General features: G+C 59.5%; 18 protein-coding genes and 4 pseudogenes. 13 read left to right on the forward strand and 9 right to left on the reverse strand.

Annotation, left to right across the window (positions count from 1 at the left end; translation table 11 throughout):
- Positions 1–55: 55 nt before the first annotated feature.
- From AC3WWH_RS32120 to AC3WWH_RS32130, 3 genes and pseudogenes are all read right to left on the reverse strand, one after another.
- A complete protein-coding gene (locus AC3WWH_RS32120; protein ID WP_058324698.1) occupies positions 56–628 on the reverse strand; it encodes a hypothetical protein in 573 nt (190 codons plus the stop codon).
- Positions 615–902 (reverse strand): TraC family protein, encoded by a 288-nt coding sequence (locus AC3WWH_RS32125; protein WP_082641193.1) that lies wholly within the window; start codon positions 900–902, stop codon positions 615–617. The genes AC3WWH_RS32120 and AC3WWH_RS32125 overlap by 14 nt, the downstream gene beginning before the upstream one ends.
- Before the next feature lie 220 nt (positions 903–1,122).
- Positions 1,123–1,425, reverse strand: a pseudogene (locus tag AC3WWH_RS32130) (acyl-homoserine-lactone synthase); the annotation flags it as partial.
- Positions 1,426–1,904: 479 nt separating this feature from the next.
- Here AC3WWH_RS32130 and repA point away from each other — a divergent pair.
- The 6 genes and pseudogenes from repA to AC3WWH_RS32160 form a co-directional block, all read left to right on the forward strand.
- Positions 1,905–3,128 (forward strand): plasmid partitioning protein RepA, encoded by a 1,224-nt coding sequence (repA, locus tag AC3WWH_RS32135; protein ID WP_057251460.1) that lies wholly within the window; start codon positions 1,905–1,907, stop codon positions 3,126–3,128.
- The gene (gene repB / locus AC3WWH_RS32140; protein ID WP_057251459.1) at positions 3,125–4,141 is read left to right on the forward strand and encodes a plasmid partitioning protein RepB; all 1,017 of its coding nucleotides are present in this window, start codon (positions 3,125–3,127) and stop codon (positions 4,139–4,141) included. Before repA ends, repB begins: the two co-directional genes overlap by 4 nt.
- Before the next feature lie 208 nt (positions 4,142–4,349).
- Positions 4,350–5,564, forward strand: coding sequence for a plasmid replication protein RepC (gene repC, locus AC3WWH_RS32145; RefSeq protein WP_058324700.1), 1,215 nt, complete (start codon positions 4,350–4,352; stop codon positions 5,562–5,564).
- 500 nt (positions 5,565–6,064) lie between these two features.
- Complete coding sequence (locus AC3WWH_RS32150; RefSeq protein ID WP_058324701.1) at positions 6,065–6,316, forward strand: FitA-like ribbon-helix-helix domain-containing protein; 252 nt, start codon at positions 6,065–6,067, stop codon at positions 6,314–6,316.
- Complete coding sequence (locus tag AC3WWH_RS32155; protein WP_058324702.1) at positions 6,313–6,735, forward strand: type II toxin-antitoxin system VapC family toxin; 423 nt, start codon at positions 6,313–6,315, stop codon at positions 6,733–6,735. The genes AC3WWH_RS32150 and AC3WWH_RS32155 overlap by 4 nt, the downstream gene beginning before the upstream one ends.
- 21 nt (positions 6,736–6,756) lie before the next feature.
- Positions 6,757–7,581: pseudogene (locus tag AC3WWH_RS32160) on the forward strand (site-specific integrase); the annotation flags it as partial.
- On the opposite strand, the gene AC3WWH_RS32165 reads toward AC3WWH_RS32160, so the two are convergent.
- Positions 7,489–7,875: a hypothetical protein gene (locus tag AC3WWH_RS32165; RefSeq protein WP_492377527.1), complete on the reverse strand. Its 387-nt coding sequence runs from the start codon at positions 7,873–7,875 to the stop codon at positions 7,489–7,491. The pseudogene AC3WWH_RS32160 and the gene AC3WWH_RS32165 sit on opposite strands and share 93 nt — an antisense overlap.
- A gap of 341 nt (positions 7,876–8,216) precedes the next feature.
- Positions 8,217–8,423 carry a cold-shock protein gene (locus AC3WWH_RS32170; RefSeq protein WP_057251455.1) on the reverse strand — a complete coding sequence of 69 codons (207 nt, stop codon included), beginning with the start codon at positions 8,421–8,423 and terminating at the stop codon, positions 8,217–8,219.
- A gap of 436 nt (positions 8,424–8,859) precedes the next feature.
- Between AC3WWH_RS32170 and AC3WWH_RS32175 the strand changes: the two genes are divergently transcribed.
- Positions 8,860–9,114: a type II toxin-antitoxin system VapB family antitoxin gene (locus tag AC3WWH_RS32175; protein ID WP_057251454.1), complete on the forward strand. Its 255-nt coding sequence runs from the start codon at positions 8,860–8,862 to the stop codon at positions 9,112–9,114.
- Positions 9,114–9,500 carry a type II toxin-antitoxin system VapC family toxin gene (locus tag AC3WWH_RS32180; protein ID WP_057251453.1) on the forward strand — a complete coding sequence of 129 codons (387 nt, stop codon included), beginning with the start codon at positions 9,114–9,116 and terminating at the stop codon, positions 9,498–9,500. The genes AC3WWH_RS32175 and AC3WWH_RS32180 overlap by 1 nt, the downstream gene beginning before the upstream one ends.
- 48 nt (positions 9,501–9,548) lie before the next feature.
- Here AC3WWH_RS32180 and AC3WWH_RS32185 read toward each other — a convergent pair whose 3' ends face one another.
- Complete coding sequence (locus tag AC3WWH_RS32185; RefSeq protein WP_058320693.1) at positions 9,549–9,827, reverse strand: type II toxin-antitoxin system Phd/YefM family antitoxin; 279 nt, start codon at positions 9,825–9,827, stop codon at positions 9,549–9,551.
- A gap of 410 nt (positions 9,828–10,237) precedes the next feature.
- Between AC3WWH_RS32185 and AC3WWH_RS32190 the strand changes: the two genes are divergently transcribed.
- The 3 genes and pseudogenes from AC3WWH_RS32190 (at position 10,238) to AC3WWH_RS32200 (ending at position 12,373) form a co-directional block, all read left to right on the forward strand.
- A complete protein-coding gene (locus tag AC3WWH_RS32190) occupies positions 10,238–11,092 on the forward strand; it encodes a hypothetical protein (protein WP_143033057.1) in 855 nt (284 codons plus the stop codon).
- A gap of 353 nt (positions 11,093–11,445) precedes the next feature.
- A pseudogene (locus AC3WWH_RS32195) lies at positions 11,446–11,913 on the forward strand (L,D-transpeptidase); the annotation flags it as partial.
- 274 nt (positions 11,914–12,187) lie between these two features.
- Positions 12,188–12,373, forward strand: coding sequence for a hypothetical protein (locus AC3WWH_RS32200; RefSeq protein WP_057251450.1), 186 nt, complete (start codon positions 12,188–12,190; stop codon positions 12,371–12,373).
- A gap of 46 nt (positions 12,374–12,419) precedes the next feature.
- Here AC3WWH_RS32200 and AC3WWH_RS32205 read toward each other — a convergent pair whose 3' ends face one another.
- A complete protein-coding gene (locus AC3WWH_RS32205; protein WP_058320691.1) occupies positions 12,420–12,881 on the reverse strand; it encodes a hypothetical protein in 462 nt (153 codons plus the stop codon).
- 389 nt (positions 12,882–13,270) lie between these two features.
- The gene (locus tag AC3WWH_RS32210; RefSeq protein ID WP_058320689.1) at positions 13,271–13,840 is read right to left on the reverse strand and encodes a type II toxin-antitoxin system VapC family toxin; all 570 of its coding nucleotides are present in this window, start codon (positions 13,838–13,840) and stop codon (positions 13,271–13,273) included.
- Positions 13,841–14,313: 473 nt separating this feature from the next.
- On the opposite strand from AC3WWH_RS32210, the gene AC3WWH_RS32215 reads away from it, so the two are divergent.
- Positions 14,314–15,231, forward strand: coding sequence for a recombinase family protein (locus AC3WWH_RS32215; protein WP_058320688.1), 918 nt, complete (start codon positions 14,314–14,316; stop codon positions 15,229–15,231).
- A 109-nt stretch (positions 15,232–15,340) separates the two neighbouring features.
- A pseudogene (locus AC3WWH_RS32220) lies at positions 15,341–15,496 on the forward strand (recombinase family protein); the annotation flags it as partial.
- A gap of 70 nt (positions 15,497–15,566) precedes the next feature.
- Here the strand turns inward: AC3WWH_RS32220 and serA are convergent.
- On the reverse strand, positions 15,567–16,805 hold the full coding sequence (serA, locus tag AC3WWH_RS32225) for a phosphoglycerate dehydrogenase (protein WP_058320687.1): 1,239 nt from the start codon (positions 16,803–16,805) through the stop codon (positions 15,567–15,569).
- Positions 16,806–16,939 lie beyond the last annotated feature (134 nt).

A 16,939-nucleotide genomic window follows, 5' to 3' on the forward strand; every position in this document is an offset into this window, starting at 1 on the left:
GATACGGTCATCCCGACCGCGACATAAGAATCTCATCCAGATTGTCGCCGCCGTCTCATCCTGATCGCCGCGCTATACCCTCGCCAATCACGATCCCCGCGGCCTGCGGAAAGAGCCTTTTTGCGTGCGAAAGCTTCATCCAGTTGGCTTCACCGTAGATCGCGCGCATGCCACGAACGCGCCTCGGCTTGGTACTTGCGAAGGCAGCGTTTCCGATCATCGCGACCCGCAATCCGAACCCTGACGATGTAAGTGCTGCGACCGCGCCAATGAGCGCCGACGGTTCAATGGGTATCATCTGGAACTGCAAAGGCAGGAATGGGTCTTGGTTGGTAGTGTGATGGTACCCGTCGAGGAGCGCGAGCAAGCAAGAAACCAGCCCTCCCCCGAATGCGCCCCATCCCGCGAAGCGAATGTTGGCGGATCCGGCGGCGGCAAACAAGAACACGATGCCGGTGATCGCCGCTAGAACATAGGGCAACGCGGCACCTGTTCGGGCGAATAGCGCGCGCTGAGGTTCGGTCCTGGCGAACCCCACGAGCCAGTCCTCTGCCCCCGCCGCCGCGATTGAAATCAGGACCATCAGAGTGACCGGCACTGCTGCGAGCGCGATCCTACCCGCGCCCATTGCGAAAGGCCTCCGCGCCGATTGCTGTCAGGCGTGGACGCTCGCCTTCGTCGAGCTGCAGCCGCTCGCCAAGTTCGATCAATGCGCCGAGGAGCAGCGCGCGCGTCTCGTAACGCAAGCCCGCTTTGACGATGAGGCCGCCCAGTTCGATCTCTCCGAGACCCGCCTTCAAGGCAATACGACCGATCCGTTCGGCTTCGCGGGCTTCGGCCTGTCGCAATTGTTCCTGGAGTTTTGCGATCTCTTCTCGAATTCTCGACGGAGGCTTTTTCATTCCGATCGTCCTTTCGTGCCGTGTTTCGAACGGCACGAGATTTCGCTAGATGGGCCGGCCCATCTAGGGACAAAACTGTCCGTTGGCACCGCCAACGCCTTTGACGATCATCCCGGCCGTTCCGAAGGAGCGGCATCCAAGGGCGCATGAGGCGGGTAACGTGGTGCAACCCGCCGCGGCCCTTTCTTTGGATTGTTGTGTCGACGCAGAAGCGCGAGCTCTCGATCATCTGTGCGTGCGGGTGAAACGCCTGGTCCGAGATGAGTTGCGGGAACACGGACAAAAGCATCGTCTGACCCATGGCGGGGAGAAGGCGAGCACAGCCGACCACGTCATTCTTTGCAGAGACAGCGAGTATGTAGGCGGGATCAAGATCGTCGAACTGGTCGCGCTCCTGGCCATCGCGCGCGGCGACCTGCCAACCCAGGCGTTCATCGAAGACCTTCGCGCGCAGCGCAAACATCTGGTCGAGGAAGTGCCGGGCCTCGCTCGAACTGCCACTCTCAATGGCAATCACCATCATCAGTCGTCCTCCTCCGTTTATTGGAGGAGAAGTGCTACGACTGAGGACGCCGTCGCGAGGGGCAAAAATGCTCCTGAAATTTCGCCACGTCGATTCTAGGGGCAGAGAAATCTTCCCTGACCGAACGGATGTGCGGCCCGTCGGAGAACAGTCAGCGCATTCGCGACATCGAAAAGTGACCAGTCGGGGCTGATGCACCGATGCTGATTCGGGCGGTGAGGTGTTCGGTGTGGGAGATCGCCGCGCTAACGACGTCGGTCAGATGAGCAAAAGTGTGCGTAAACTCAACGGTCGGCCTGCGTTGCATTCTGCAGAAAAGGTTGCAATTTCAGGGAGTAGGCCGGTTTTCAACGCTGAGGGCTCGGGTTTGGCGTTAAGGCTTTGTTAACCCTATAATTCTGGACGGTTCGGGAGAATCGTGTTCTACCTCTTGGCGGGCAATGGTCGGTAAACCGGCTTTAGGCCGCCAAGAGGGAAAAATGGCGATAGCTAGACGCGCAGAAACTGACGTTCAACTCAAGGAAGATGCTGCCGCCAAGATCCTGCGGCACGCCGGTCTTTTGTCGAGCCAGCTGCAGCAGCTGCGAACCCGCATGTACCCGCCGAAATCCGAGAAGACCTTGAGGTCGTTTCTCACCAACGAAGTTTCGAAGCTGACATCCATACCGGATTCGACCCTGAAACTGATGTCGTCGGAAGGGCGCGGGCCGACGCCAAGCCGCCTCGAAAACAACCATAGGGTCTACACGCTCGCCCAGATCAACGAGCTTCGTGAGCTGTTTGCCAAGCAGAAGCCTGTCGAGGCCCTGCGCTTTCTGCCTCGCCGTCGCCCGGGCGAGCACTTGCAGGTTCTCGCGATCGCAAACTTCAAGGGCGGAAGTGCCAAGACGACGACCTGTGTTCATCTTGCGCACTATCTCGCTTTGCAAGGCTATCGCGTTCTCGCTCTCGACCTCGATCCCCAGGCATCGCTCTCCGCAATGTTCGGCGCGCAGCCGGAAATCGATGTTGGCGCCAACGAAACGATCTACGCGGCGCTTCGCTACGACGACGCTGAGCGACGGCCGATCAGGGACATCATCCGCAAGACCTACTTTGATGGCGTCGATCTCGTTCCGGGCAACCTCGAAGTCATGGAGTACGAGCACGAGACCCCTCGTGTCCTGGCGAATAAGTCGAGCTCCGGTGCGATCTTCTTCGAGCGCCTGAAGCTTGCGCTGGCGGAAGTCGAACAAGACTACGACATTGTCCTTCTCGATACGCCCCCGTCCCTTGGCTTCCTGACGCTCAGCGCGATCTACGCTGCCACAAGCATGGTCATCACCGTTCATCCGGCCATGTTGGACGTGGCGTCCATGAGCCAGTTCCTCCTGATGATGGGCGATCTGATCAGCGTTTTGAATGAGAACGGTGCCCAACTCGACCAGGACTTCATCCGATACCTCGTGACTCGGCATGACCCGAACGATGCCCCTCAGTCGCAAGTCGTTGCGATGTTACGGCATATGTTCGGGACCGACGTCCTCCTGCCCACTGCCATCGAAAGCACAGCGGTTGAAGCGGCCGGCCTGGCGAAGCGTTCGATCTACGAGCTCGAAATGGGCCAGATTGGCCGTGATACCCATAAGCGCGCGCGTGAAGCCGTCGATGCGGTCAATGAAGCGATTATCCGCCTCGTCAACAATAGCTGGGGGCGGCCATGAGCAAGTCTTCTCGCAAGTCGATTGTCGCGAGCTTCGGTTTGCTGTCTCAAGAACTGGAGAACAAGCTCGCGGACGACCCGCAACCTGCGCCCCCTGCCCCGTCGCCGCGTGTCGGCGCGGGCGTCGTCGGTGCAGCACATCGCGCCATCGATGACATCAGGGCCGAGCGGGACCGTTTGAAGGCGATCGTCGAGGCAGGTGGAGGGACGATCCTTGATCTGGATCCCGCGTTCATCGATCCTTCCCCCTTTCCGGACCGGCTGGCGGACGATGACGCCGCCGATTTTGAAACGTTCAAGCGTTCGATGGAGTCAGAAGGGCAAAAGGTTCCTATTCAGGTTCGGCGTCACCCGTCGTCGACTGGGCGCTATCAGATTGTCTATGGCCACAGGCGTTGGCGTGCTGCCAGGGAACTTGGGCGCGCCGTTCGTGCGCTCGAGGTTGAGATCACCGACCTGGATCTGGTCGTCGCGCAAGGCATCGAGAATGCCAGCCGGCAGGACCTGACCTGGATCGAGCGGACGCTGTTTGCATCGCGAATGGATGATGCCGGCATCAAGGCGCGGAACATCTATGCGGCGCTGTCGATTGCGGACGCGGAACTCGCCCGAATGCGCAGCGTCTATCGGGCGGTCCCTGCCGACGTGATCGAAGCGATCGGTCGCGCGCCCAAAGTGGGTCGGCCTCGCTGGATAGAGTTTGCAAAAACGATAGAAAGCGATCCAGGTTCTCTAGCTGTGGTCCGTCGGGTGCTTACGGATGCGACTGACGGCGTCTTGGTGTCGGATCAACGCTTCCAGCGGGCTTTCGAAGCCATAAAGCCGTCGGACAAGCCTCGAGATGACAGCAAAGAGCTGTCGGACAGCGCGGGCAAGAAACTGGGTGCCTGGAAGATGTCGCCCAAGGAGCTTCGAATATCGGCGGATGGCCCTCTCGGACTGGAGTTCGTGAAGTTCGTCGGGAAGGAGTTGCCAACCCTCATTGAACGCTTCTCTCGCGAGCGTGAAAGTTAGAAACCCTGACAGCTGTCAGAGGATCTCATTCGACAAGGGAATACGGAAAGGAACACCGCAAAAGAAAAAGGCCCCCAAACGTTGCCGTAGTGGAAGCCTCTCTCATATCTGGACAATCTGAGAATCGCATTTCCACGAATCCCCGTCAAGAGTGATTGGCACCGAATTTGGTGAGCGGACTTCTTTTGCCTTTTGAGAGGTGAAGGAAATGCAGAGTGGAAGTGTGACGACGCCTTTCGGGCGGCGGCCGATGACGCTTGCGCTGGTAAGACGGCAGGTGGCATCCACCGAGATGAAGTCGAACAAGACGGCTGACAAATGGAAAGTGTTTCGTGACGCCTGCGAAGCCAGGACGCTTCTCGGGCTACAGGATCGTGCACTTGCCGTTCTTGACGCGCTCTTGAGCTTCTATCCGGAGACCGATCTGCGCCAGGGAGACTCTCTCATCGTCTTTCCGTCGAATGCTCAGTTGTCGGTCCGTGCGCACGGTATCGCCGGCGCCACGTTGCGGCGGCACTTGGCGACGCTTGTTGACGCTGGGCTGATTGTTCGCAAAGACAGTGCAAATGGGAAGCGTTATGTCCGGAAGGACAGGGCTGGCGACATCGAGGATGCGTTCGGGTTCGATCTTTCCCCGCTTCTTGCCCGATCGGAGGAGCTTGCGCAGATGGCCCAACAGATGGCGGCAGAACGCGCACTGTTTCGCCGGACCAAAGAGGCGCTCACCATTCGCCGACGCGATGCCCGTAAGCTCATCTCGGCAGCGATCGAAGAAGGCGCGAGCGGCGATTGGGGCAAGATTGAAGGCGTGTACCTGGCGCTCGTAGCCCGGATACCGCGATCTCCGACGATCCACGACCTGGCATCGATCCTCGAAGAGATGGATCTTCTCTGCGCAGAGATAGTCAATCAGTTGGATGTTTTGGATATTTCTGAAAATATGAGCAGCAATGATGCTCATATTGAGCGTCACATACAGAATTCAAATACCAAATCCACCAATGAACTTGAACCTAGCTCTAGAAACGAGCTGGGGGCGAAGGCTGAGCCAGAAAAGCCGCCACTGAGCGAGCCGCTGAAGGCATTCCCGTTGAGTATGGTGATGCGGGCCTGCCCTGAGATCACGATGTACGGACAAGGCGGGACCATATCGAGCTGGCGCGACTTGATGGCGGCGGCCGTGGTGGTGCGTTCGATGCTTGGGGTGAGCCCGAGCGCTTACCAGGATGCTTGCGAAGTGATGGGACCTGAAAATGCGGCGGTTGCCATGGCGTGTTTGCTCGAGCGGGCAGGACACATTAACTCGGCCGGAGGTTACTTGCGCGATCTGACGTCAAAGGCGCGACGCGGCGAATTTTCACTTGGCCCTATGCTGATGGCCCTGTTGAGAGCGAGCGGAAGCCCCGACCGGCAGGTTGGGTAGACGATTTCCGTCCCGGTTTTCGCATTGTCGTTCCTGGCGGAACCGGGCGCGACAGTGGCAACCCGTGCAGTATGCGGCCGATCCTGAGAGGAGAGCACATTGGCTTCTTCTGACGTGCGGCCGACAAAGTCGGACCGTTCGTGTGGAACCCCGCTTGAGGCATGCGCTTCTCGATGGTGGACAGTTTCTGTGGCGGGGCTCAAGCAGGTTTCCGAGAAGATCCGGCGCCGCCGTCTGTGCACCATCGGTGTAGAAGCAGCTATCATGAGATAGATCCGGCCGAGTTACCGCCACGCCCCTCGAACAGTGGCAACTCATTGTCGGCGACCAGGAACGGTCCCGACCTGGGTCGATCTGTACCCAACCCTACCGCGGGGTCCCGGGTAACAGCCATGTTTCGCTCGACGTTTTGCCTACTCCGGCCGCGGAAACTGTGGCTCCAATTGAAAAAATGCCATCATTGCACTATATGCAATCAATGATGACTGGAGGCGATTTACATGGCCAGCATGACCATTCGCAACATCGACGATCGATTGAAACAGAGGCTGCGAGTCCGCGCAGCGACCCATGGCCGATCGATGGAAGACGAGGCCCGTGATATCCTGAAAATGGTGTTGGCGCAGCAGGAGACAACGGCGGGAAACCTCGCTGGCGCGATCCGCGCGCGCTTGCAGCCGCTTGGCGGCGTCGAGCTGGAAATTCCCGCGCGCGAACCGATCCGTGACGCTCCGGATTTCTCTGCAATATGATCGTTCTCGACACAAATATCATATCTGAGCTGCTGTTACCGGCTCCCGAGCCCGCGGTTGTCGATTGGCTTGCGGAACAGCCTCCCGCCGCCATCTTCACGACCACGATCACTGAAGCCGAAATCCTATATGGTCTACGCCTGCTTCCCGATGGTCGCCGCCGGCGCGACCTTGAAGCTGCAATCTTGCCGATCTTTGCGCAAGACCTCGCCGGTCGCGTGCTGCCGTTCGATCGGGAGGCCGCAGACGTTTATGGGATGATTGCAACTGAGCGGCGCAAGGCGGGTCGCCCGATCAGTCAGTTCGACGCCCAGATCGCCGCCATCGCCCTTTCCCGTGGCGCCGCGCTGGCAACTCGGAATGTTCCGGATTTCGAGGATGTCGGTTTGGTAATCATAAACCCGTGGCGGGACAGGTAAGGTGGCGGACGCCGCAAATCGATCGACGTTACTGCCGGCTCGATACTGCATCGAGCCGAGCAACTCGACGCGCTTGATGCCATCCTGCCGTTCGACCGTCGCGACCAACTCGCTGCCCTGTTGACGGACGACGACGTCGCCGCGGGCAGCCCCCTCCCCTGGTCGGCGCCGGAGAGCCTGCTACTTAAGTTCGTCGCCCACCATCTCTGGGACCCGGACAAGTGCGCGGAAGATCCAAGCCATGGCATGCCGGCGGAGGTGGAAGCTGGCTTGCGTTCTCAACCTCTGTTGAGCGCCGACGGGCCGCATGCCCCCGAGACCGTGCGGCGCCGGTTGACGAGCTGGTCGATCCTTACCCGTTGGCGCGGCCTGACAGGCGCCTTCGATGGTTCCTCGCTCAAGTCGGCGCCGCGGTTTGCGGTCCGCAGCCAGCGCTCGGCCGCGTCAACGCAAGAGCAGACAAGCGGTGGCCGGCGATATCCTGGCAAAGCTGCTGCAGGCCTGCAGCCGGCGAGCGCCCCGTCAATCTGCGCTATAGGGCACTGCTTCTGACCGCTTTCGCCTCCGGCGGCCGTCGCCGGTCGGAAGTGGCCGCGCTTCGTGTCGAGGACCTGACAGATGGGGATCCCGTGCAGACCGATCCGGCAGATCCTGGCTCCCCTCCCCTGCCTGTCGATCCGTCTCGGCCGCACCAAGACGACCACGAACGATGATGACGACCAGATGTTTCTGATCGGTCGGCCCGTGCTGGCTTTAAAAGGATGGTTGGAGCAGGCCGGTATCAGGAACGGTCCGGTCTTTCGGCGCATCGATCAGTGGGGGAACATCGATCGCCGTGCGCTCACGCTCTTCTGGCTCGGCTTCCACCTCCGATCTATCGCACTTGTCATCGGCTAATGCCGCCCTTCCCCAGGCTTCGGCCCGCTGCATAAGCGACATCATCTCTCCCTTCAAGCGTTGCGAGCGTTGTAGGTCGGCGGCGTGCTCAGCATTCGGGCGCGGATCGTAGAACACGCCGATTTGCGCACCGGCCGCCTTTCGCTCCGCTTCCAACTCCGCCGTAAGTGTGGCCAATTCGGCCTTCACCGCAAAATAGCGTTTCATCACGACGATGAGTTCGCGGTCGTCCGTTTTCATCATCGCTCCCGAGATTCTGTTTGCATGAGGACAATGATGATCAACAACAAGGGCAGAATCGCGATGGTTCATTAGACCTCACAGTTTGGCGCAACGAAAAAGTCTGGCGTAGAAGGAGGTGGGCCACCCTAGCGTGAGTGACCGCCAGCGGAGCACGAGGAGCGCTGCCCGTTGGACCGAAGCGCTTCAGGAGGCGTGGTTGCTCCGATAAATGGATAATGGCGTTACCGCGCAGTAAGTCCAAGCCATCACGCCGGGCGGTGTGGTTTCTGTCAGACGTTACTGCAAGCGAAAAAACCCGAGCAATCCCGGCCCTCCCCAAAAGATCGCCGTGAGAAATCGGCCTAGGCCTGCAAATTGTCCGCCGACATCTTGCCTGACTTGCGGTCCGAAACCAGTTCGTATGTGATCTTCTGACCATCTTTCAGCTCTCGCAGCCCAGCCCGCTCGACCGCAGAAATGTGGACGAAGACATCAGCGCCGCCGCCATCCGGCTGGATGAAGCCAAACCCCTTCGTCGCGTTGAACCATTTCACGGTACCAGTCGCCATAGTGTCTTCCTTCGATCATTTGCCGTGCCGCCCCAACGGCGGACATGGCTTGCCTCTACGCGTGAACAATTAGACGCTTTCGCGCCCCGGACAAGGCTGAATTCATCTCGAAGGACTGTCAACCTGGCGTGGTTCCGACGGCACGATCATTTCTGTGGTGCTTCATCTTAGGAGGCGTGTTTCTCAACTTTGCTGCCGGCAGGCGCGTTTGAGCGCATCAGCGCCATCAGCATTGGCCCGAGCGAAAACTTTTAAGTATCGATAGGGATCGATTTAGAGTCGCAGACGACCTGCGTTCGGGGCAATCACAGCCGATTAAGAGCCAAAGACTTGCGCGCGAAAGTCCGGAAGGTTCGGCCAGATACGATGTCCTGGCGCTTGTGTCCCAGCCGGAGCGAGGTAGAATATAGACGATTAGGCACCAAGGAACCAGAGAATGGCACTGAGCATCAAAGATCTAGAGACGGAACGCCTTGCCAAGGCACTGGCCGAGAAGACCGGTGAAACCATTACCATGGCGACCCGCCGCGCACTGGAGGAACGGCTGCGGCGCCTCGCAAATGCCGCAAGTCGCGATGTCCTTCTCGAGGAACTGGCCGCCAGCCGTAAGCGTTGGGCCAAGCTGCCGATTGTCGACAACCGCTCTGCCGACGAGATCTTGGGGTATGACGAAAACGGGCTCCCCAGCTAATGGTCATCGACACGTCCGCCATCGTCGCGATCGCATTCAATGAGCCCGAAGCAGAAACCTACGAACAAAAGGTCGTCGACGCGCCACGGCGCTTCATTTCCGCGGCGACAATCCTTGAACTCGCCATCGTCATCGAGGCGCGCCTCGGCGAGGCAGGTGCCGCAGAGCTCGATCTGTGGCTTTACAAGGCGGGTGTCGAAATCGTCGCCGTCGACGCGGAACAGATCGCGGTGGCAAGGCGAGCCTGGCGCAGCTATGGCAAGGGCCGACATCCGGCCGGCCTGAACTACGGGGACTGCTTCTCCTATGCGCTGGCCAAGACACGCAATGAACCGCTGTTGTACAAAGGCGATGATTTCTCCCGCACAGACATCGAGGCGGCATGACATGGCATCCATTGCACCAGGGAACCGCAAACGCAATGATCCGAGATATCAGTCGGCAGGATGCTTGTTCGTCAGCAGTTCGGCATTGAGATGATCAAGGCCCGGCTCCATTTCGGACTTTTCGACGGCGGCGCGATCGGCGCCGCGCAGGTCCGCCGTCGCCTCGACGCGACGGTCGCGCCGCGACAGCCGCAGATAATCCTCATAGGCAAGCAGCACGATGCGCGGCCGGCCATTCTTGGTGATGATCACCGGCTCACGCACGGCGGCATCCTGGTAGGCGCCGAAATTCTTCGAAACCGCCGCAGCGGTGACGGTCGACGTCATTTTGATACTCCTTTTTCCGGAAAGAACGGATTGTCGTAATTTCGGCAAGGCCCCTGGAGACTGTGGTCCGATGATCGACAACCATAGAAGGGCGGCTTCTGACAGCCAAGCGGTGCATCGAGAGCATGACGCGCTCGACGCATCCTGCCGTTTGATCGGCGCGACCAACCGGCTGCACTGCAGGATCAGGTATCAATCATGACGGATCTGGAGTCGGAAACGCCGTATGTCAGCCGCCCAGGATCACCGGAAACGCCAGAAATCCGGGCATTGCAGTCCCTTCCTGACCCTTGTTCAGCGGACTCTTTTGCCCGATCGGATGGCCTGGACCTCACCCGAGATTTCGTTGGACAGACCCCTGGTTAGAGAGGCAGTGTAACGGCACGGTCCGTGAGCGGGGGCGCATCAAGGTGCAGGTTCGGTCATTAGCGTCGCATTTCGTGCCGGTGCTTTGTGCGCTTTTGCTTGTCTTGCTGTCATCGGCGATCGCATCAGCGCAGCAAGCCGATGTGGCGCTGGCGGTCGGCACAATCACCGATGACAACTATCCCGGTCGGGAGTCTGCTGGCAATGGTCTAGGCGAGGTTATCTTGCACCACCTCGTCACCACGCTGGGCGACGGCGGGGAGTTTGCGTGGTGCGCGGGAAAGGTCGTCGAATGGCGGCGGATCGATGAGGTGATCAAGGAACAGAAGTTTCAGCAGTCGAAATATGCCGATCCGGCCACGGCGATCAAGAAGCTGGGTACTATCGCACCAGACTTTTTGATTGGCGGCCGCATCACATTCGGCGCCGGAAAAGCCGACTGGACCATAGAGACAAGAACCAACCCTGGCGGTGACCTTGTCGACAGCTTCACCGGCTTTTCAGACGACGATGCGTATCTGGACGAGGCTGCCCGGATTGCCGAACATGTGCTGGACAAGCTTTGTCCCGGCCCGTGGACGGTCACCGGCGGCGGCGCCCGGATCAAGGTGAGCGGAACCGTGGCGAAGTTGAACGAGGCGTTCAAGGTCGTCGGCAAGTTCCCCGGTGGCACCGCGGATTTCGTCTACACGCCAACGTCGCGCTCCGGCGGGACTGTGAAATATGTGCTTGCGGGGGGCGGCTTTTCAGGCGCCGGCAGCGGCACCTATACGATCGGTCCGTCGGGCGATGGCTCTAGGCTGACGATCAAGCAGACCACGAAGGGCTGCATCAACGGCGTACCGGGTTCGTGCAAGACCAACAACGAGGTACTGACCCTGACCCCGGTTTCGCGCTAACGGTCCGCTGTGAGTGCGGTTCTCAGCCTACGGCCAGGAGCGGCTTCGCGGTGTAAGCCCAAGTCGGCCAAAATCACGGCTTTGGGCCGACTGGGCTATAGCTGTACATCTGTTGCGGCGGGCGGACCATACGATGAACGGCGCGTCGGAGCCGCTCAACGATCCAGCCCTACCCACGGCGGTTGACAACCCGCACGAGGTTGTCCCAACTCTTTGTGTGGAACAACTTGCACCGAAGATTATTCGATCGTGTATGAACACTATCGCTCCGATCGCAATGTTGGCATTGTTTCTCTCGTCCGGCATCGTCGCTGCCCAGGGGCTTCGGCCGGTAGCCATCAACACCGCATCACTTGCTGAAAGCGCTTAATGCCGGCGCCGACTTTGCACCCGGCAAGACGGTTCAGGTTGTGGGGACGGGCCCGCCAAGACAGGGGAATGTCAAGCGGATCGAGGTGAGTAGAAAAATCGGACAGGTGCTCGCCTATGAAGAGGCAGGAAAGCTGCTGGCGGCTTATCCCGCGACGGTTGGAAGCAAGGATAATCCATCGCCCTACGGTACGCACGAGGTCAAGGGCGTCGCCCGGATGCCCGTCTATCGGTACGATCCGAATGTGAACTTTAAGCAGGGCAAGAACAACAAGGTTCTTATCATCCCCAAGGGACCGAATGGCCCGGTCGGCAGCGTGTGGATCGATTTAACCGAACCGACCTATGGGATCCACGGAACTCCCGACCCCGACCTCATCGACAAGGGAGCGTCGCATGGCTGCGTCCGCCTGACGAACTGGGATGCCGAAGAACTCGCGGGGATGGTCTAGTTCGGCGTCGTCGTCAAGTTCGTCAATTGATCGGTGCGGACCGCATACCAACTCGGCCGGGAAAGGTGAGTTTCTATGATCGCGGGAGCACGGTCGCTAGCGTGATCCCCACGAATGGAATGGACGCTGTTCGTCACCGCCGCCCACCCTGTCGATCTGGCTGATCTGTTAAAAGGGTGCTTTGTACTCTTCCCCCATGTTCAAGGACCATCGCTACACGGTCGGCTGACGGGCGCTTGATGCACACGATCTTGAGCCAGAAGGGGCGCGCTCGATGCGGGTGGACGGTGTGGTGATGGTGCCGCTCACGGGAATGCTAAACGATCTCACCTGGGATCTCGCGATGGCATGGAAGCCCCGTGGCGCCCGCCGGGCGCTGCTCGCGTTCGTCGATCCCTGCGGCAGAGCTAGGCGGATCCCCGCAGGACGCAAGAAGATCATAGTTGCCGGCATGATCTGAGCAACCTTTCCCCCTCCGTCCGCGGGCGAAGTACGGAAACCTAATCCTAGGATGGCTGCTCCTTGGGTTGCCGGCCGATGAAGAACCCTGCTACCGACGCCCAGAAGCCTTTCGGCTTGTCGGCGAGTAACGAGCGAACCTGGCGGGCTGCCACCGCCGCACTTACCGTCGTGCCAAAGCGGCAGTAGCAGACAACGTCATGCAGTTCGTCATCGCTGATTTCGAAGAAGCGCTTCGCCTCGCCATAGGTGTCCGTTTCCATACCTGCAGCACGGAGCACCGGATCCCTAAATGCGATCGTTATTGGCGAATAGTCGCAGCGCAGGGCATTTCGCTCATCCATAACCTGGAATTCGGTTTCATGAAGCGTGTCCAGGTGTCTGTACCTGATTAGTTCCAGAAGCTCGGCCCAGCGCTCCAGCCGCTGCCGGCGCGTCATATCGTCTGGATCGAAACAGGGCTCAACCTGTGCGATGGTCTGCAGTTGTTCCAAGGTGTGATGCTTCATTGTCGCCTCCAATCAAACGACGTTGCGAAAGCAGACCCCAGCAATAGAGTGATCCCTGTCAATTGCGCTGTCCAATCACGATGCTGGCGGCGCACGTAATTTGGGAGTTGGCGTTGAATAGAGATATATGAGAACAGCGCTGGGCCGTTTCCACGTCAACTGAGATTCAGCTGGGGCGTGCATGATAGCGGCGCAATTAGACGCGGCCTTCAGATCGCGTTGCTCGACGAGAAGCACGTCAATCCGGAGATCGTTTTCGATCTGGCACGGACGTTTACGGTTCTTGGTTGGTATCCCCTTCCTCTGCCGCGTATGGCAGAGTCGGTCGAACACCGAGCGGATACCGTCGAAACTGCAGTCGTTTCGATCAACTGAGCCTACAGCTCAGACTAATTGCCCGACCTATAGAAGATGACCCTTCCGCCTGGCATGAGTTGGAGCAGATAGTCGAATTCGCTCACATTGGCGGTAAGCACGGTAGGCCCGAGCTTTTGGGCCTGCAGAAACAAGACGCAGTCGTGCAGCGCTCGCAAGCGAGCATCGCGCTGATAGCCCTGGAGGCGACACAACATGCCTGACAGCAATGCGGCGCGTCCGAGGACATCCGCATCGGGTGCGAACACGCGATGGGGCCGCATGGCCTCAATCGTCGTCCTGATCTGTTGAATGGCAGGTTTCGTACTCGGGTGTGCTCGATCGAGTACGCCCACCGTGTGCATCAACTCCTGGATGGCGATCGTGGAATGGTTGCTGTGACGGAGTTCGAGCAGGTCTCCAACAACTTCCGGCGCCCGCCCTTGCAAACCATCGATGTAGACGCAGGTCTCGAGGAGAAGTTCCGGCCCTGCTTCCGCTTGCTCCCCAAGAAAGGGCAACTCGTTGTCAGGACGCCTTGAGAGAGTCCGACCGGGATCGAACTTCATCCAGCGAAGGGCCGCATCGAAATCAAAATCTGACAAGTCAGAATCCCAGCTTCAACTCAGGATCGACTTTCGTCGCCAAATTTCAAGAGTGACGCAGCTGACCCGTCTGTTCGAGAACGGCCAATACCATCTAATCTCTCGGGCGGCGTTCTCGCCGCAAAGTCTCAGGAGGCCTTAAGTCTCGGCGACTGGGGCATCAGCGTCATCAGCATCGGCCCAAGCGAAAACTCGCCGCGCGCCGCCTTTCGCCTAAGATCGCGCAGATAGCTGCGGGTCGTGTTGATCTGCGCTGACCTTTAGCGAATTCACGCGATGATTGCTGCGGCATTTCCTCCATTGAAGGCCGCTGGCGCGTTGTCGTGGACACTTGCGGGAGATTGGTCATCCTTCATGCCGTTTCGGGTCTGGCGGCCTTCCATTCACATCATAAAACACGCTTGCAACGGAGCAATTTCTAACGCATTTCTTATTTGTACAAAGCACTTCGAAACGAGGCCGTTAAAAGCGCGATGGCGAAGCGACAAACCGTTAACGTCCCACAGCCCCTCAAGCGGCAGATCGGCTACGCCCGCGTCTCGACCGACGACCAGGTCCACGATGCCCAAATCGATGAGCTGCGGGCCGCCGGCTGCGATCGGATCTATCAGGAGCACGGCTCCGGGGCATCGCGCGCGCGCCCAGTCTTGACCAAAGTGCTTGGCGAGCTCACCGCGGGCGACGTCCTCGTCGTTGTCCGCCTCGATCGGCTGGCCAGATCGGTGAGTCATCTCTTGGCGGTGATCGAAGACCTCGAGGCGCGCGGCGTGCATTTCCGGTCGATCCGCGACCCGATCGACACCTCGACGCCACAGGGCATGTTCTCCCTCCAGGTTCTCGGCGCGGTCGCCCAGCTCGAGCGGGCGCTGATCGCCGAACGCACCAAAGCCGGCATCAAGGCGGCGAAGGCGCGCGGCAAGCTTCCCGGAAACCCCGGCCTGCGAGAACGGCGACCGGAGGCAATCAAGGCCGTCTCCAAAGCGCGCGAGAAACGCTATCTCGATGAGCTCATTGCGTCCGCGCAGACGTGGTTGCCGATGGTTCGGCAACTCCGGCCCCAGCACAGTTGGGACAATGTCGTGCGGGTGCTCAATCGCCGCGGTCACGACTGGACCGTCGAGCGCCTGCGACGCGCCGTTCATCGCCTGGTCCGCGAAAAGCTCGCGGAAAAAGACCTCCTGGCCCGATCCCCTCGCCGCGCCCCCGAGGACCATCTGATGAAGCTGGTGGCGGCGATCGCCATTGCCGATCCCGACCTGTCGCTTCGCGACATTGCCGCGCAACTGGACCAGATGGGCGAACGGCCTGTGCGCGGCGGCAAGAAGTGGCAGCCCTCCTCCGTTCGAGACTTGCTGGACGAAGCCCACCGCTTCGGCCTTATCCGTCGCTGAGGGCACGGTTCATCAGGCGGCCGATCGCGCGGCTCCAGACCGACGGCAGCAACTTCTCTGAGGTGACGGAAAATCCACTGAATCTGGTAGAGTCCGCCGATCTTCGCCGGTGCTAAATCGCTCAAATAGAAGCCCGCCGATGTGGTTTCGTCACACCCTGCGGTCGGTGGCAGCGATCGCCATCGCCGATCCCGACCTATCGCTTCGCGACATTGCCCCGCAACTGGACCAGATGGGAGAACGGCCCGTGCGCGGCTCCACCAGGCCTGCGATCTCAGCGATGGCAACCAAACCAAAGGCGATCATTCGCTGATGCGCTGAGCCCCGGTCAGCTGTCAGTAGACCAATCGCGTTCGTATCGTTCCAGGAATTTCGCGTAGGGCCTGAAGAACCTCGTCGGCATTTGCGGAAATTCCTTCGGCCTCGACCACCACATAGCCCGTGTCGCCAAGCGTCTGAAGGAACTCAGCGACGATGTTCAGCCCGCGCGACGAGAAGATCTCGTTGAGCTGGATGAGCATGCCGGGGCGGTTTTCATGCACGTGAATGAAACGCGTGCCGTTCGGGCGCTCGGGCAGCTGTACCTGCGGAAAGTTGACGGCGCCCATCGTTGAGCCGATGTCGGAATACTCGACCAGCTTCCTTGAAACCTCCCCGCCGATGCGCTCTTGGGCTTCCTCAGTGGAGCCGCCGATATGCGGCGTCAGAATAACATTGCTCAAGCCTTGCAACGGCGTCTCAAAACGCTCGTTGTTCGATGCCGGCTCCTTGGGGAACACGTCCACCGCGGCACCCGCTAGATGCCCGTCGTTCAGGACTTTCGCAAGCGCATCGAGATCGACCACCGTGCCGCGAGAATTGTTGATGAAGATGGCGCCCTTCTTCATGCGGCGCAATTCGGTTTCGGTGATCATGTTATGCGTCGAGGGTGTTTCGGGAACGTGCATTGTCACATAGTCAGAGATTTCGAGAAGGTCGCCGAGCGAAGCCATCGACTCCGAATTGCCCCGGCGCAGCCGATCGGAAAGATCGAAGTAGCGCACGACCATGCCCATGCTTTCGGCAAGCGCGCTGAGCTGCGATCCGATATTGCCGTAGCCGACAATGCCGAGCGTTTTGCCGCGGACCTCCCGGCTGCCGACAGCGGACTTCTCCCAGCCACCTTGATGCGCGGAAGCCGAGCGCGGAAAGATCTGCCGTGTCAGCATGATAATCTCGCCGATCACAAGCTCGGCCACCGATCGCGTGTTTGAATAAGGTGCATTGAACACCGGAATGCCGCGCCGCCGCGCTGCATCCAGATCGACTTGGTTCGTACCGACGGAAAAACAGCCAACGGCGATCAATTTCTTGGCGGATTCGAAAATCTCGTCCGTCAGCTGCGTGCGGGAACGAATGCCGATGATATGAGCGTCGGCGATGTGGCTCTTAAGATCCTTGTCGTCGAGCGCCTTCGGCAAATGAATGAGGTTGGTGTAGCCGGACGAAGAAAAGTAGTCCACCGCGGTCTGGCTAATGCCTTCCAGCAGAAGCACGGAAATTCGGTCGCGTGGGAGAGACAGTTGGCGGGTCATAAATGTTGCTCCGATTTCCGAAAGGCCGATGTGGCTTCGGCGCCTATGAAGTAGCCATCATTTAGCTACACTATAGCTCTCTTCTGCCAGCGTGAATGAGCTATAGGCGCACTTGCTATAGCTCATTTTCTCCG

The organism is Ensifer sp. EB106-03-01-XG145, assembly GCF_058792075.1.

What these genes read in the sequence shown, in the direction of transcription:
- AC3WWH_RS32200 (WP_057251450.1), top strand. Translation starts at nt 12,188, where the DNA reads ATGCGGGTGGACGGTGTGGTGATGGTGCCGCTCACGGGAATGCTAAAC.
- AC3WWH_RS32185 (WP_058320693.1), bottom strand. Translation starts at nt 9,827, where the DNA reads ATGACGTCGACCGTCACCGCTGCGGCGGTTTCGAAGAATTTCGGCGCC.
- repB (WP_057251459.1), top strand. Translation starts at nt 3,125, where the DNA reads ATGAGCAAGTCTTCTCGCAAGTCGATTGTCGCGAGCTTCGGTTTGCTG.
- AC3WWH_RS32155 (WP_058324702.1), top strand. Translation starts at nt 6,313, where the DNA reads ATGATCGTTCTCGACACAAATATCATATCTGAGCTGCTGTTACCGGCT.
- AC3WWH_RS32205 (WP_058320691.1), bottom strand. Translation starts at nt 12,881, where the DNA reads ATGAAGCATCACACCTTGGAACAACTGCAGACCATCGCACAGGTTGAG.
- repA (WP_057251460.1), top strand. Translation starts at nt 1,905, where the DNA reads ATGGCGATAGCTAGACGCGCAGAAACTGACGTTCAACTCAAGGAAGAT.
- repC (WP_058324700.1), top strand. Translation starts at nt 4,350, where the DNA reads ATGCAGAGTGGAAGTGTGACGACGCCTTTCGGGCGGCGGCCGATGACG.
- AC3WWH_RS32175 (WP_057251454.1), top strand. Translation starts at nt 8,860, where the DNA reads ATGGCACTGAGCATCAAAGATCTAGAGACGGAACGCCTTGCCAAGGCA.
- AC3WWH_RS32150 (WP_058324701.1), top strand. Translation starts at nt 6,065, where the DNA reads ATGGCCAGCATGACCATTCGCAACATCGACGATCGATTGAAACAGAGG.
- AC3WWH_RS32165 (WP_492377527.1), bottom strand. Translation starts at nt 7,875, where the DNA reads ATGATGAAAACGGACGACCGCGAACTCATCGTCGTGATGAAACGCTAT.
- AC3WWH_RS32215 (WP_058320688.1), top strand. Translation starts at nt 14,314, where the DNA reads ATGGCGAAGCGACAAACCGTTAACGTCCCACAGCCCCTCAAGCGGCAG.
- AC3WWH_RS32120 (WP_058324698.1), bottom strand. Translation starts at nt 628, where the DNA reads ATGGGCGCGGGTAGGATCGCGCTCGCAGCAGTGCCGGTCACTCTGATG.
- AC3WWH_RS32125 (WP_082641193.1), bottom strand. Translation starts at nt 902, where the DNA reads ATGAAAAAGCCTCCGTCGAGAATTCGAGAAGAGATCGCAAAACTCCAG.
- AC3WWH_RS32180 (WP_057251453.1), top strand. Translation starts at nt 9,114, where the DNA reads ATGGTCATCGACACGTCCGCCATCGTCGCGATCGCATTCAATGAGCCC.
- serA (WP_058320687.1), bottom strand. Translation starts at nt 16,805, where the DNA reads ATGACCCGCCAACTGTCTCTCCCACGCGACCGAATTTCCGTGCTTCTG.
- AC3WWH_RS32170 (WP_057251455.1), bottom strand. Translation starts at nt 8,423, where the DNA reads ATGGCGACTGGTACCGTGAAATGGTTCAACGCGACGAAGGGGTTTGGC.